The sequence below is a fragment of the Myxococcus xanthus genome (assembly GCF_006402735.1).
GTDB classification, from domain to species: Bacteria; Myxococcota; Myxococcia; order Myxococcales; family Myxococcaceae; genus Myxococcus; species Myxococcus xanthus_A.
The window spans coordinates 493,790-506,742 of sequence record NZ_CP017174.1 but is presented as its reverse complement, the minus strand read 5'-3'; the positions used below and the strand labels follow the sequence as shown (position 1 = coordinate 506,742).

Below are 12,953 nucleotides of genomic sequence, written 5' to 3'. Positions count from 1 at the left end.
GCAAGCAATGTCCAGGAGGCCACCAGCCGCGATATTGGCATGCACCGTCGCGCTGGCCCTTTCGGCGGGTGCATCGGCGTGTGGCACCAACCCCAACGTCCGGGTCAGGCGGCTGGAGAACGGCCGGCTCCAGGTTGACGGTCCCCTTGCCGGGCCGTTCAAGACGACAGAGGAACTCGCCGCCACAGGCTGCGAGCTCATGACCCGGCAGGGTGGAGCCTCGGCAGGCCCCGCAGGCTCCGAGTACTGCGCACTCAACTACTACGCACCTGACGAGGATGCGTTCTACTTGAGCTACCTCTCCGACTTCAGAGACCGGGCGGATACTCGCGAGGCCAAGACCTGCTCGATGCCTGAACTCCTCAACGACCCGGAACGTGTGAATGCCATCATCACAGGCGGCGACCACACGCATCCACACAACCCCCGCTTCTCCGCCGCAGACCTGAGTGGCAACTGGCATCCCACTCGTGCCGTGTCGCCACGCTCAGGCAGGGTGCTTCAGCGCGAGCTCTACGTCTTCCACAAGCGAGGCGACGCCCCCTGTACCGCGTACAGCTTCAACTACGCGACGCGGATTGTTACCGCGCTCCGTAACGGCCAATGGGTCCCTATTGGCCAAGTGTACGACGATAGAGGCAACATACGGATGTTCGAGGGCATGGGCTGGCACATCGAATGATGGGAACCTCGTCATGAAAATGCTTCCGCTGGTCGCGCTCCTTGCCTGTTCTAGCCTGCTGCACGGCTGCGCCCGGTTTGGCTACTACAAGCTCCCCAAGGCCGAGCGAGCCCCTGCGGAGGAGGCAGCGAAAGTGACGTTCCCTGATTCCATGGAGCAGGGAATCCATCTGGATGGGCCTGCGATGGCGGCACTTGAAGTCGCGATGAACGACTTCCTTCCCCCGGACGCCAAGGCTGAGGCCCGCACCGAGGAACTGGCACGGTGCCTGTCACAGCGAAGCACCTACGACGTGACGGTATTGAAGCAGGACGACCAGCTCTACTTCGTCAGCTTCCTTCCCAGGCTTTCCCGATGCGGCATCGAGCTCGATGCCCCCATCATGGATGCGGGCGCGACCTATGCCATCGATGGGCACGGACGGATTCTGAGCGAGCTGTAGCAACTCGTGCGGACGCTACGGCCCGCTGAAGAGCGCGAGGCCACGCGACAACCAGGCGCGAGCCCTGTCCTCCACGGCATACGTGAAGCCGTCGCGCGAGCCTCGGGCGTACACCTCCTGGTAGCCCTCCGGTGCGTCTGGCACTGCATTCCCGAGCCACAGCGTCTGCACGGCGCCGCCCTCCTCGCGCACCTCCACGGAGGCCACGGGCGGAGACAGGCCCGCCTGCGCGTCCTCCACCGCTGCGTCGAGAAGGCGCGAGGCCTCGAGCCGCTGGAGCCAGATGAGATGCGCCTCCACCTGTGACGCGTCGAACCGGTAGGACTCCGGCGGCGACTGCGGCTCACGCAGCACCCAACCCTGCGCTTCCTTCGCCACCACCACCGTCGTGTCACCGGCCTGGATGCGCACCTGGTTCACCTGCTCCAACGCGAAGCGCAGCAGGAGCAGGTCGCGGAAGTCCACCAGCCGCTTGCGCACCTGCGATGCCGCAACCGCGGACACCTCGTACACCCGCGCATCTCCCTCCAACTGGACGAAGACGGTGTCCTTGGACTCCGACGCACGGCTCAGCCGCAACACCACCGTCTTCCCATTCTTGAGGCGCGCCTCCACCGTGTCATGCGCCTGGGTGAGCGCGGCCTTCGCCTCCGTGGCGGCCTCTCCCGCGAGCACGTCCTGCGCCTCGACCTCCAACAAGTCCCGCACGACCTGTTCGACCACGTGCGCGCTGAACCGGAAGCCCTCCGGCACCTGCGTCCCCTCCGCGAGCCGCCAGCCGCCAGCCGCGCCATTCGACGTCACCGTCACCGGCGCTTCGTCCCCGACACGAAACACCAACTGCGTGATGTCCCCGGGCGCCCCCCGCACCAGCCGCGCGTCACGCCAGTCCATGACGCGCCGGCGCCACAACCAGCCCAACAACGTGGGGTGCTCGAAGACGTCCGCGTTGGCCGCCTTGCGCACGTAGGTTCCACCGTTCGACGCCCCGTCCTTCCCGAGCACCAGCTCCAGCGGAGGGCGGCCCTCCTGGAGGATGCGGACCTTCAGCCCGCGCGCGTCATCCAGCCAGAACTCGTTCAGCCGGTCGGCCTCGCCGGTGACGAACTTCGCCCCGGCCACCCGGGTCAGGGACTCCAGCGCGCCCTTCACCATCGCCTCGTCCGCCAGGTAGCGGCTCTCCGGCGAGCCCGGGTCCGCGACCGTCCACCCACTGCTGTCCCGCTGCAGCGTGGCGCGGCGGACGCCCGAGACCTCCAACCCGGAGACTCGGGCCGGGTCGAAGCCCGACAGGTCCAACTGGCGTCCACCACCGCTGGCTTCCGGCTGCCCCGGCGGCTGCTCACCGGCGACGAACATGAACACGAGCAGCAGCACGGCTGCGCCAACGACGATGACCAGCGCCTTCTTCATGGCTCTCCCTCGGCTCCGGGCCCAGGGAGAACCCTTACTTCACCCCCGCACGTCTCGGCATCCCCCTCCGTGACTTTCGGAGGGGACGGCTCATGGAGCCCCGGCCGTCGCCTTGCGCCGCCACGCGGCCGGAGTCACCCCGTGGATGCGGCGGAACTGGCGGATGAAGTGCGTCACGTCCGCGTAGCCCACGCGCTCCGCGATGATGTCCACGCGCTCGTCCGTGCCGCGCAGTCGCCGGCGTGCCTCCGCCATCCGGCACTCCAGAATCCACTCGCCCACCGTGCGGCCCGTCTCCTGCCGCACCACGCCCGCCACATGCGCGGAGGAGCGCCCCAGCGCCTTCGCCACCTGCGCGAGCGACAGCGGCTCCAGACAGTGCGTCTCAATGTACGTGAGCGCCTTGCGGCTCAAGCCCAGGGAGGGCGGCTCGCTCGCGCCCATCTGGGCCGTCATGCGCTCCAGTTCGATGAGGACCAGCCGCAGCAGCGAGCGCGCGGCTTCCTCGCCCCCCGGCTCGTTCCGGGCCACCTCCTCCGACAGCAGGCGCATCCACCGCGCCAGCCTCCGGCGCTGCGGCAGCGTGGGCCGCAGCACGGGGTGACAGCCCTTGCGCACCCGCAGCAACGGCCCCAGGCGGTTCGCGGCCCCACCGTCCTCGCCCAAGGCATCCGGATGGAAGGCCACGCCCCACCCTTCCGCGTTCGAAGCGCCGGCCCCGTGCGCATCCCCGGGCGGAATCAGGTGGACGTCTCCCGCCCGGACCACCAGGTCCCCCGCGTGCCGCATCTTCGACTCGCCTCGCGTCACCAGCATCACCACGGCGTAGGCGTGCACGGCGGTGGCGCGGCCGCCTCGGGGGTGGACCTGAAGGCGCCCCGCCCATATCGGCAGCCGCCCTTTTTCGAAGTCCAGGCGCGACGACGAATCGGGCCCCCAGGACGGCTGTCGTGGCTCGGTCGGCATCGCCCCTTCGTAGCGAGCGAAGCCGCCGGGCTCAACCCTGACCAGGTCCATGCGCGGCGCCCGCCCGTTCCAGGTTCAGGTCATGGTTCAACATGCCCGCCGCCATCATCCCCGCGGACGCGGCGGCGATGGCCGCCTGCGCCCGGGTGCCGAGGTCCCCCGCCGCGTAGATGCCCGGCACCGACGTCTCGCCCGGGCCCTTCAGCTTCACGAAGCCCTCCTCGTTCAGCTCGAGCCCCAGCCGCTGCACGAGCGACGACTGCCGCTGGGGTGGACGGTCGAAGAGAATCTCCCGGGGCACCCGAGTGCCGTCCTCCAGCTCCACCGCCTCCAGCTTCTCCCCGGCCGCGATGAGGCCGCGAATACGCCGCGTCTCGAGCCGAACCCTCGCCTTCTCCAGCAGCGCACGCTTGTCGGCGGGCACCTCGAAACCGTCCATGGCGAACACCACCAGGTCGCGGGTCCACCCCGTCAACATCACGGCGAAGTCGAGCGACACCTCGTTCGTGGCCAACACGCCCCAGGCCCGGTCCTGGATTTCCCAACCATGGCAGTACGGGCACTGGAAGATGGCCTTGCCCCACAAGTCGCTGTAGCCGGGCAGCTCGCGCATCACGTCCACCATCCCCGTGGCCAGCAGCACCCGGCGGGCCTCCACCACGCCGCCCCCTTCGAGCGCCACGCGGAACACCGTCCCCGCGCGCTCGACGTTCAGCACCCGCGCCTCGCGCAGTTCCACATCGTAGGGGCGCATCTGCTCCCAGGCGACACGCCGGAACTCCCGGGGCGGGATGCCATCCCGCGTGAGATAGGTATGCACCTCCTCGGCGGCCGCGTTCCGGGGAGTACCCGCATCGCACACCAGGACCTTCTTGCGGCCACGCCCCAGCGCCAGCGCCGCGCTCAAGCCACCCGGGCCGCCGCCCACCACCACCACGTCCTTCACGTCCTCGCGCTCCATGTCGTCCGTCCTCGTCGCGTCCATCGCGTGTCTGCAGCCCAGGGGCAGCGCGGCACCGGCCAGTCCCAGCCCGGCCAGCGCCAGGGCCTCTCGGCGCGTCCACGTCGCCCGCTTCGTCATGGAGAAGTGCTAACCGGCGGCTCTCGCAGCCGGGAGGGCGCGGCTTCGCGCCGAATCGGCGGATCCGCGCGTTCGCGGCGGCACGCCCTCGAAGGGCGCCACGGTGGGCGGCCCGACACCTGGGTGTGGCTGGCGGGCCGCAGTCCGAGCCTCCAGGCGCTGGTACACGCGTTGCTATCCCAGCCCTCATCAGGAGGACGTCATGCGCTACGCCATGGTGCTGGGAGTCACGCTGGCCTCGTTCGGGGCCGCCGCCGAGGAGCGGTGGACCGCGCCGTATCAGATTGAAGCGGTCTCCGGCCGCACCACCCGCGTCGTCCTGGGCGAACAGGCGCCGGAGGACGTGGCCTCACGGCTCCAGGTCATGACGCTCGTCGGCACGCAGGGCCTGGCGGTGGCGCGCTTCCAGCGGACGGAGACCGTGTGCACGGGGGAAGAGAACGTGGACCTGCCACCCGTCTGCCACACCGTGGGCGTCTACACACAGGCGAAGGGGACGCCGGACATCGGTGAGTACATCGTGGCTCTTGCGGGCACCGTCACCGGCACGGTGAGCATGCCCGCGCCCAAGACGGCGCGGGAGCGTCCTGTCCCGGGGCAGTGGACCTCGGACGCGTTCGAGCGTCCCGTGGACGAAGGCGCCGACCCCTTCACGCCCGAGGGATTCCCCGTCCCTGGTTACCGGTGGAAGACCTCGCCCGAAGGGCATGTGATGCTGGAGTCCAGCCGCGATGGCCAGAGCGACGACACACGCGTCCCGCTGGACTCGTGCACGCAGGAACGACAGGGCCCCTTCACCCGGCTGGAGTGCTTCCCGGGCGCGCCGCACATCGCGCCGGGCGACTCCCCTGGCGCATCCCTGCTCTACGCCGACCGGCGGCCACTCATCGTCAGCTTCGCGGACTACGGCGAGGCCAGCACAGACCTCGTCGCCTCACTGCGAGTCGGCGGCGACACGCAGTACCTGGTCCACGTGGGACTCAAGGGGCAGGCCGTCACCGGGCTGCTCTTCCGCGAGGGGAACGCGTGGCGCCTCCTCCTGCGCCCCGCGGACTATCCCGTCATCGGGTGCTGAAGCGCGCGGCGACTACCAGCGCCGCTCCGGCTCCATGGCCGCGGGCCTGCGATTATCGGTGGGCTCCAGCCCGCTCGCCGTGGAGCACCGGCACACCTCACAGCCGCGCTCGCGGTCCATGGTGCAGTTCACGCCGGTGACACATGTGAGGTTCCGGGACTCGGCGCAGCGCGTCTCGCCCTTCTTCTCGTCGCGCTCCGAACCGTGACGGCAGCCGGCCAGGGCCGCCGCTCCGACGGTCGCCAGCATCAGCCACCGCTGCCCACTGCTCTGCATCCACATCCGCGTCATGGTCCACCTCGACGGAGTTCCCAGAGGCACCACGCCCTCACGGACGCGGTGCCCTCAAGAGGGCACTCATATCGAGCGAAGCAGCCAGCAGCCAGCAGCCAGCAGCCAGCGGCCAGCGGACCTCACGCCTCCGGCGCGGGCTGCTCAGTCTGCTCTTCCGGCGACGTGCTGTGCTTGCGGCGCCAGCGCTCCACCATCAGCAGCAGCGACGGGAAGCCCAGCAGCACAATGACCATGTTGATGCCGAAGCCCAGGTTGGCCAGGTCACCAATGGAGTTGAGGCCCGGGTGCTTCGCCAGGATGAGCGCGACGAAGCCAATGGCGCTCGTCAGCAGGCCGCCCGTAATCGCCCGGCCCGTCTCCGCATACACGGAGACGAAGTCCGCGCCGCGCTCGCCCAGCCGCTGCACCAGGTGCACGCCCGCGTCCACCGTGGTGCCCACCAGCACCGGCAGCACCATGATGTTGAGGTAGTTGAACTGCAGCCCCAGCAGCGACATCAGCCCCACCAGGCCGACGACGGACAGCAGCGTGGGCAACATGCAGATGAGCGCGGTGCGCAGCTTGCCCAGCGTCAGCCACATGGCCACCAGCACGCTCAGCACCGCCGCCGCGAGGATGCGCGGCCCTTCACGCGACACCATGTCCAGGATGTCCGCCAGGATGAGCGCCTCTCCCGCCGCCGACACCTGACTGCCGTCCGGCATCTGCAGGCCGCGCACTTCCTTGGAGAACTTCCGCGTGCCCTCACCGTCCGACAAACTGACGCCACCTGCGTACACCAGCACCACGCCGCCCGTGCTGCCATCCAGGCTCTCGAACTGGTGCCGCACGCTGGTGGGCAGGGCCTCCTGGGTGAAGGGCTTCGCCTTCGCCATGTTCAGCGCGCGCACCAGCGTGTTGCGCGTGTCCTCGGGCAGCCGCTCCGGGTCCAGCTTCTCCAGCTTCGCGGAGATGGCCTGGAGGATGGCCTGCTTCTCGTCCTGCCGCTTGGGGACCAGGTCATCCAGCGCGCCCACGAAGTCGATGGTGGAGTCCTTGCCCCGCGCCGCCTTGCGCGCCTCCAGCTGGCGCACCACCTCGCGCTCCATCTCCTGCGAATCGGTGAGCACCACCACCGGCGTCTGCGAGTAGCCCAGGATGTCGTTCACCTTCTGGTCCAGCACCGCCGACGCCTGCTTGTAGTCCTCCAGCGTGCGCGAGTCGTAGTTGAACGAGATGCGGTACGCCTGCGACACCAGCGCCAGCACGCCCACGCCCACCACGATGCCCACGCCCCGGTAGGAGCGCGGCAGCCAGCGAGCCAGCAGGCTCAGCGGCCCGGCCGCACCCTCTTGCTGCACCCGCGGCGCCCAACCGAAGAGCGTGGCCAGCCCCAGCAGCGCGGGCAGCAGCAGCACGTAGGAGAAGATGCTCACCAGCATGCCCACCGCGGCGATGATGCCGAACTCGCGGAACGCCCTGAACTCCGACATGGCCAGGCTGAGGAAGGTGAGCGCCGCCACCAGCGCCGCGATGAGCGCGGAGAAGCCGGTGTGCCGGAAGGACTCATCCACCGCTTCCTCGGAGTTCATCCCCTCCGAGCGCAGCGTCGTGTAGCGCCCCAGCAGGTGGATGCCGTGCTCCACGCCCAGGCCTCCCAGCACCGCCGCGAGGAAGCCCGTCAGGAGGTTCACCTGCCCGTAGGCGAGCCCCACGAAGCCGTACGTCCACCCCAGGCCCGCCATCACCGGCGCCATGGTGAGGCCCACCGACAGCGCGCTGCGGAAGTGGAAGGCCAGGTACGCCAGCAGCAACACCATGGCCAGCGTGGACGCGCTCGCCAGGTCGCCAATGATGACGCGCTGCTGATCAATCTTCTTCTTGAAGGTGCCCGTCACCGCCGTCTTGAAGCCGGGCCCGTACTTCGACAGGTCCTGCTGCGCCAGGAAGTCCTCCACCTGGCCCACGACCTTCTTCGAGTAGTTCAGGTCCGCGGCGCTGCCCCGGGGCTTCGCCATCAGCACCACCATGCGCTCGGTGGGGTTGATGTAATAGAGGTCGCCCTGCCCGGAGAGGCGCTGGTTGGCGCGGCCGGTGTACTTCTGCTCGATGTCCGCGAAGTCCACTGACGGAGGGTCCTCCTCCACCAGCGAGACGAAGAGCGGATTGGCCTGCTGCTTCTCCCAGAGGATGCGCGCGTCGATGCGCTCCTGGATGGTCTCCAGGTCCTCGACGTCCACGTAGTAGAGCGAGTGCTCGTCGAAGAAGGCCCGGGGCCGCTGGTGGGAGACGTAGCGAATCTCCGACAGCTCCCCGAGCTTCGGCGCCATGTCGTCCGCGAAGCGCTTGAGCACCTCTGGATCCGCGCCCATCCCCACCACCACCACGTTGCCCTGACCACCGAAGCGCTTGCGCAGCTTCTCGATGTCCTGGACGCTGGGGAAGTTCTTCGGCAGCAGTCCCACGAAGTCCGCGTTGAGCGTCAGCGTCCTGGCGAAGTACGCGCCGAGCACGGTGAGCACCAGAGCCAGGAGCAGCGCCTGGAAGGGCTTCCGGTGGTTCCGCACCGCCAGGCGGCCCATGGCTCCCTCGAACCGCTCCGACCAACGCTTCTCACTCATGCTTGCGACACCTGCATCTGTTGACTGGCCGAATCGCCGGACACCTTGGGCACGCGCTAACGGGAGAGTCAACGCGTTTATGCCGCGAGGCGGAAAGTAAGGCTGCGAATCACCTGCCTCATGTAACGCGCCCCTGGAGCGAATGCTCGCCTGCTTGTGACACCCGACACACCGCCGCCCTGGAGGATGTGACGGGTTGAATGGACCCCATATGCGCTGTTGGCTGTCCCTACCTGGTGGGCAGACAGGCAGACGTGGATGCCTGCATCGCACCCCCACCATGGTCACGTTCCCCGGCGACACGGGCTCGCGCGTGCGAGCACACGAGGGAGGGGAAGCCGCTCCGCCCTCCGCGCGACCGGGAGGGCCGGGGCCGCGGGTGGTGGCCGCAGGCCGATGATGGAACCGCATCCGAACGACACGACACCTCCGGGCGAGCCGCGGTGGATGGGGCGCGTGGAGCGCGCGCTGGGCGCGATGGCCGCGCACAACCACCGGCGTCCGGTGTTGGCGCTGCTGCTGGCGCTGGTGCTGGCCGCCGTGGGTGGCTTCTTCGCGCGAGGACTGCACCTCAACGCCAACCTCGTGGATCTGCTCCCGTCCTCCTTCGAGAGCGTGCAGGACCTGCGGGAGTTGGAGCGCCGCTTCGGCGCGCTCGGCTGGGTGGCGGTGGTGGGCGAGGGCGCGGACCCCGAGTCCCTGAAGCGTTTCGCGGACGACCTGGCGCCCAAGCTGGAGGCCCTGCCCGGCATCCGCTTCGTCGAGGCGCAGCGCCCCGGCGCCTTCTTCCGCGACCGGGCACTGTACTTCCTGTCGGAAGAGGACCTGCGGGAGGTGTACCGCCGCTTGGAGGCGCGGCTCCAGTGGGAACAGCAGCAGGCCAACCCGCTCTACGTGCCGCTGGTGGAGGAGGAGCCGCCGTCCCTGGACTTCTCCGACCTGGAGGCGAAGTACGCGGGCGGGGCCGGACAGCGGCTGTCCACCAGCCAGGGTGACTACTACCTGGATGAGGGCCAGCGCCGCATCGTGCTCCTGGCCAAGCCGGACACCACGTCCGCGGACCTGGGCTTCTCGCGCAAGGTCACCGATGAGGTGCGCGGGCTGCTCGCCGCGCAGGACCTGTCGAAGTACGGGGCCGGCTTCAAGGTAGACATCACCGGCACCTTCCAGAAGAAGTTGGATCAGCAGAAGCAGATTGCGCGCGACATCGGCGTGGCCTCGGCGGTGGCCACCGCGCTGATGCTGCTCTACCTCCTCTTCCACTTCCGCAGCGCGCTGGCGGTGGGGCTGGTGCTGACGCCGGTGGCCGCGGGCCTGGCGTGGACGTACGGCCTGGTGGCGCTCGTCTTCGGCGAGGTCAATCTCCTGACGGGCTTCCTGGGCGCCATCCTCGGTGGCCTGGGCCTGGAGCACGGCATCCACCTGCTGGGGCGCTACCTGCACCTGCGCGGCGAAGGCCACACGTCCGAGGCTTCCACGCGCACGTCCTTCACGCACACCGGCGGCGCGGCGCTCGTCTCCGCGCTGGTGGCGGCCGTCACGTTCTTCGTGCTGGGCACCTCGCGCTTCCGCGCGTTCCGTGAGTTCGGCGTCATCGCGGGCGTGGGCATGGTGGTGCTCATCGCCGCCTACGTGCTGGTGCTGCCCGCGCTGCTGGGCCTGGCCTCGCGCTGGGGGTGGACACCCCGGCGCGCCTCCGTCACCACCGCGCGCTCCCCCATGGGCCAGCTGCTGCTGCGGCGGCGCCACGTCGTCACCGTCGTGTCCGCCGTGCTGCTGCTGGGGCTGCTGAGCCAGACGGGGCGCGTGCGCTTCGACTTCGACTTCGGCTCGCTGGAGGACCAGGACCTGCCGTCCTTCCAACTGGACCGCGAGGTCAACCGCCTCATCGGCTATTCGCAGACACCGGTGGTGGTGCTCACCCAATCACCCGAGGAGGAACAGGCGATGGTGGAGCGGCTCCACGCGCGACAACGCGAGCGGGGCAAGGACTCCACCATCGACTTCGTGGCCTCGCTGTCCTCGCTGGTGCCCGAGGACCAGCCGCGCAAGCAGCGCGTCCTCCAGGACATCTCGCGGCTGCTGGAGCGCGTCCCGGAGGGCCGGCTGGATGCACGGCAACGGGAGCAGGTGGCGTCGCTGCGAAGGCAGGCAGCCTCACCGCCCTTCACCCGTGACGACCTGCCGCCGAGCGTCCAGCAACAGTTCCTGGGCCGGCAGGGCGCGTCGGGGGGCTTCGTCATGGTCTACCCGTCCGTGGACCAGTCGGACGGGGTGGCGGTCCGCACGCTGGCGCGGGAGGTTCGCGGCGTGGGGACACCGGACGGCCCGCGCGTCTCCGCGGCCGGCGAGTCCATGGTGATGGCGGACATCCTCGACATGGTGACGCACGAGGCACCGCTCATCCTCGGCGGCACCACGCTGGCGGTATTGCTGGCCATGTGGCTGACGCTGGGCGGCCTGCGCATCGCCCTGCTGTGCATGGCGCCCACCGTGGTGTCACTGGTGGCGCTGCTGGGGCTGATGCCGCTGCTGGGGCTGGAGTTCAACTACCTCAACATCCTCGTCATCCCGATTCTCATCGGAACGACGGTGGACGCGGGGGTGCACCTGCTGACGCGATTGTCATCACCGGGCCATGACTTCGTGTCGGTGTATTCGGAGACGGGGAAGGCCATCTGCGGCGGCTTGCTGACCAGCGCGATGGGCTTCGGTGCCCTCTTCCTCGCTGACCACCCGGGCCTCAACTCCATTGGCGCACTTGCCAATCTGGGCTTCGCCACCAACCTCCTCATCATGCTGGTGGCCTTCCCGGCCCTGCTGCTGGTGCTGTCGGAGCGCAGGCTGAAGCGCCATTCCGCCCGAAAGCAATCGCAGAAACCGGAGCCACCGCGCCACTCGGGGCGCGGCGAGCCCACGCACGCAAACTGACACACACACCCACGACGGAGGGAGCAACATGGCGAAGCAGATGAAGCGGGGTTGGATGTGGGCCGGAGCACTGGCGGGTACCCTGGCGTTGGGGACCGCGTGTAGCGCGACGGAGGCTCCGGTGCAGGTGGCGCAGGTGGACCCGTCCACCGGGCAGACGGTGACGCCGGGCACCGCGCCGGGCAACACCACGCCGGGCACGGGCCCCGGCACGACGCCGCAGACGGGCTCGACGAACACGAACCCCAACACCCTGCCCCCGGCGACGAACCCCAACACCCTGCCCCCGGGAACGTCCACGACGACGCCGGGCACGGGCGGCTCCGGCGCTCCGGGCACCACGCCCTACAACACGGGCGCGGAGGGCGCCACGTCCACCGTTCCTGGCACCACGCCCTACAACGCGGACGCGGGCACGGGCGGCTCCGGGGTGCTGCCCACGCCGGGCATCGGCACCACGCCCGGGCTCGACGCCCCGACCGGCACCGGGACGTCCAACACCGTCCCCGCGCCCTCCGGCGTCATCAACGACGGCGGCACCGGCTTCTAGCCCTCGCGGCGTCACCCTGAAGCAGCGCCCCATCCGGCGCCGCGGGCCTCGCGGTGCCGCTGATGGGGCGTTGCCATGCTGGACAGGCGCGTCCGCGCCTGCTTTGTCCCGCGGGCATGGAGACCCTCGTGACGCGCTTGTTGTCGCTGCGAGTGGGCATGCCCCGGGAGCTCGGCGTGGCCGGTGCCGCCTCGCCGCTGGAGCGGCCCTGGACCAGCGCCATCTTCAAGGAGCCGGTGACAGAGCCGGTGTGGCTGTCGCGCATGGGGCTCGCTGGAGATGGCCAGGCGGACCGCAAGGTCCACGGCGGCCCGGAGAAGGCAGTCCTCGCCTATCCCATCACGCACTACGACTTCTGGCGCGAACGTCTGGCGCGAGACGACGTCGGCGCGGGCGCCTTCGGTGAGAACTGGGTGCTCTCCCAGGGCACGGAAGCGGATGTCTGCATCGGAGACGTGCTGCGCGTGGGCGGCGCACGGGTGCAGGTATCCCAACCTCGCCAGCCCTGCTGGAAGCCCGCGCGCCGCTGGGGACAACGGGACTTGTCGCTGCTGATTCAGCAGACCGGGCGCACCGGCTGGTACTACCGCGTGCTGGAGGAAGGGCCCGTCCAGGAAGGCGACGCGGTGGAACTGCTCGAGCGGCCCTTTCCCACCTTCACCGTCGCCTTCGCCAACCACGCCATGCACGGCCACGCGCCGGAGGACGCCGCGCTGATGGCGGAGTGTCCCTTGCTGACGCCGAGCTGGCGTGACTCGCTCCGCAGACGCGCGCAAGGCAACCGGGGAGACGACCGCCCGCGGCTGGTGGGCCCCAACACCGCCGACTGAAGGACAGTGCCCGCATAGCCAACCGTCCCCGCGTCTCATTCCCGCCGCCGCCTGGAGAGCAAGCGGCCATGGGAGGGGCCTCTAGCAGA

At 69.6% G+C, this 12,953-nt stretch carries 11 protein-coding genes; 6 read left to right on the top strand and 5 right to left on the bottom strand.

Going from position 1 to position 12,953, the window contains the following annotated elements; translation table 11 throughout:
* Window positions 1-7 precede the first annotated feature (7 nt).
* Window positions 8-682 (top strand): hypothetical protein, encoded by a 675-nt coding sequence (locus BHS09_RS02190; protein ID WP_237077962.1) that lies wholly within the window; start codon window positions 8-10, stop codon window positions 680-682.
* A 13-nt stretch (window positions 683-695) separates the two neighbouring features.
* Window positions 696-1,124 (top strand): hypothetical protein, encoded by a 429-nt coding sequence (locus tag BHS09_RS02185; RefSeq protein ID WP_237077961.1) that lies wholly within the window; start codon window positions 696-698, stop codon window positions 1,122-1,124.
* Window positions 1,125-1,139: 15 nt separating this feature from the next.
* On the opposite strand, the gene BHS09_RS02180 is transcribed toward BHS09_RS02185, so the two are convergent.
* From BHS09_RS02180 to BHS09_RS02170, 3 genes are all read right to left on the bottom strand, one after another.
* Window positions 1,140-2,537 (bottom strand): DUF4340 domain-containing protein, encoded by a 1,398-nt coding sequence (locus BHS09_RS02180; RefSeq protein ID WP_140797034.1) that lies wholly within the window; start codon window positions 2,535-2,537, stop codon window positions 1,140-1,142.
* 90 nt (window positions 2,538-2,627) lie between these two features.
* Window positions 2,628-3,554, bottom strand: coding sequence for a helix-turn-helix domain-containing protein (locus BHS09_RS02175; protein WP_140797033.1), 927 nt, complete (start codon window positions 3,552-3,554; stop codon window positions 2,628-2,630).
* On the bottom strand, window positions 3,535-4,584 hold the full coding sequence (locus tag BHS09_RS02170; RefSeq protein WP_140797032.1) for an NAD(P)/FAD-dependent oxidoreductase: 1,050 nt from the start codon (window positions 4,582-4,584) through the stop codon (window positions 3,535-3,537). The genes BHS09_RS02175 and BHS09_RS02170 overlap by 20 nt, the downstream gene beginning before the upstream one ends.
* A gap of 202 nt (window positions 4,585-4,786) precedes the next feature.
* Here BHS09_RS02170 and BHS09_RS02165 point away from each other — a divergent pair, with 202 nt between their 5' ends.
* Complete coding sequence (locus tag BHS09_RS02165) at window positions 4,787-5,659, top strand: hypothetical protein (protein WP_140797031.1); 873 nt, start codon at window positions 4,787-4,789, stop codon at window positions 5,657-5,659.
* A gap of 12 nt (window positions 5,660-5,671) precedes the next feature.
* Here BHS09_RS02165 and BHS09_RS02160 read toward each other — a convergent pair whose 3' ends face one another.
* On the bottom strand, window positions 5,672-5,950 hold the full coding sequence (locus tag BHS09_RS02160; protein WP_140797030.1) for a hypothetical protein: 279 nt from the start codon (window positions 5,948-5,950) through the stop codon (window positions 5,672-5,674).
* A gap of 122 nt (window positions 5,951-6,072) precedes the next feature.
* The gene (locus tag BHS09_RS02155; protein WP_140797029.1) at window positions 6,073-8,553 is read right to left on the bottom strand and encodes an efflux RND transporter permease subunit; all 2,481 of its coding nucleotides are present in this window, start codon (window positions 8,551-8,553) and stop codon (window positions 6,073-6,075) included.
* Window positions 8,554-8,949: 396 nt separating this feature from the next.
* Between BHS09_RS02155 and BHS09_RS02150 the strand changes: the two genes are divergently transcribed.
* The 3 genes from BHS09_RS02150 to BHS09_RS02140 all read left to right on the top strand — a co-directional run bounded on the left by BHS09_RS02150 (window position 8,950) and on the right by BHS09_RS02140 (window position 12,864).
* A complete protein-coding gene (locus BHS09_RS02150) occupies window positions 8,950-11,484 on the top strand; it encodes an efflux RND transporter permease subunit (RefSeq protein ID WP_418763980.1) in 2,535 nt (844 codons plus the stop codon).
* Window positions 11,485-11,512: 28 nt separating this feature from the next.
* On the top strand, window positions 11,513-12,034 hold the full coding sequence (locus tag BHS09_RS02145) for an Erp protein (RefSeq protein ID WP_140786852.1): 522 nt from the start codon (window positions 11,513-11,515) through the stop codon (window positions 12,032-12,034).
* Window positions 12,035-12,162: 128 nt separating this feature from the next.
* Entirely contained in the window at window positions 12,163-12,864 is a 702-nt protein-coding gene (locus BHS09_RS02140) for an MOSC domain-containing protein (protein WP_237080142.1), read from the top strand.
* Window positions 12,865-12,953: the final 89 nt, after the last annotated feature.

Coding starts and splice junctions, on each gene's coding strand:
- BHS09_RS02190 (WP_237077962.1), top strand. CDS start 8: ATGTCCAGGAGGCCACCAGCCGCGATATTGGCATGCACCGTCGCGCTG.
- BHS09_RS02145 (WP_140786852.1), top strand. CDS start 11,513: ATGGCGAAGCAGATGAAGCGGGGTTGGATGTGGGCCGGAGCACTGGCG.
- BHS09_RS02160 (WP_140797030.1), bottom strand. CDS start 5,950: ATGACGCGGATGTGGATGCAGAGCAGTGGGCAGCGGTGGCTGATGCTG.
- BHS09_RS02170 (WP_140797032.1), bottom strand. CDS start 4,584: ATGACGAAGCGGGCGACGTGGACGCGCCGAGAGGCCCTGGCGCTGGCC.
- BHS09_RS02165 (WP_140797031.1), top strand. CDS start 4,787: ATGCGCTACGCCATGGTGCTGGGAGTCACGCTGGCCTCGTTCGGGGCC.
- BHS09_RS02155 (WP_140797029.1), bottom strand. CDS start 8,553: ATGAGTGAGAAGCGTTGGTCGGAGCGGTTCGAGGGAGCCATGGGCCGC.
- BHS09_RS02175 (WP_140797033.1), bottom strand. CDS start 3,554: ATGGACCTGGTCAGGGTTGAGCCCGGCGGCTTCGCTCGCTACGAAGGG.
- BHS09_RS02180 (WP_140797034.1), bottom strand. CDS start 2,537: ATGAAGAAGGCGCTGGTCATCGTCGTTGGCGCAGCCGTGCTGCTGCTC.
- BHS09_RS02185 (WP_237077961.1), top strand. CDS start 696: ATGAAAATGCTTCCGCTGGTCGCGCTCCTTGCCTGTTCTAGCCTGCTG.
- BHS09_RS02150 (WP_418763980.1), top strand. CDS start 8,950: ATGATGGAACCGCATCCGAACGACACGACACCTCCGGGCGAGCCGCGG.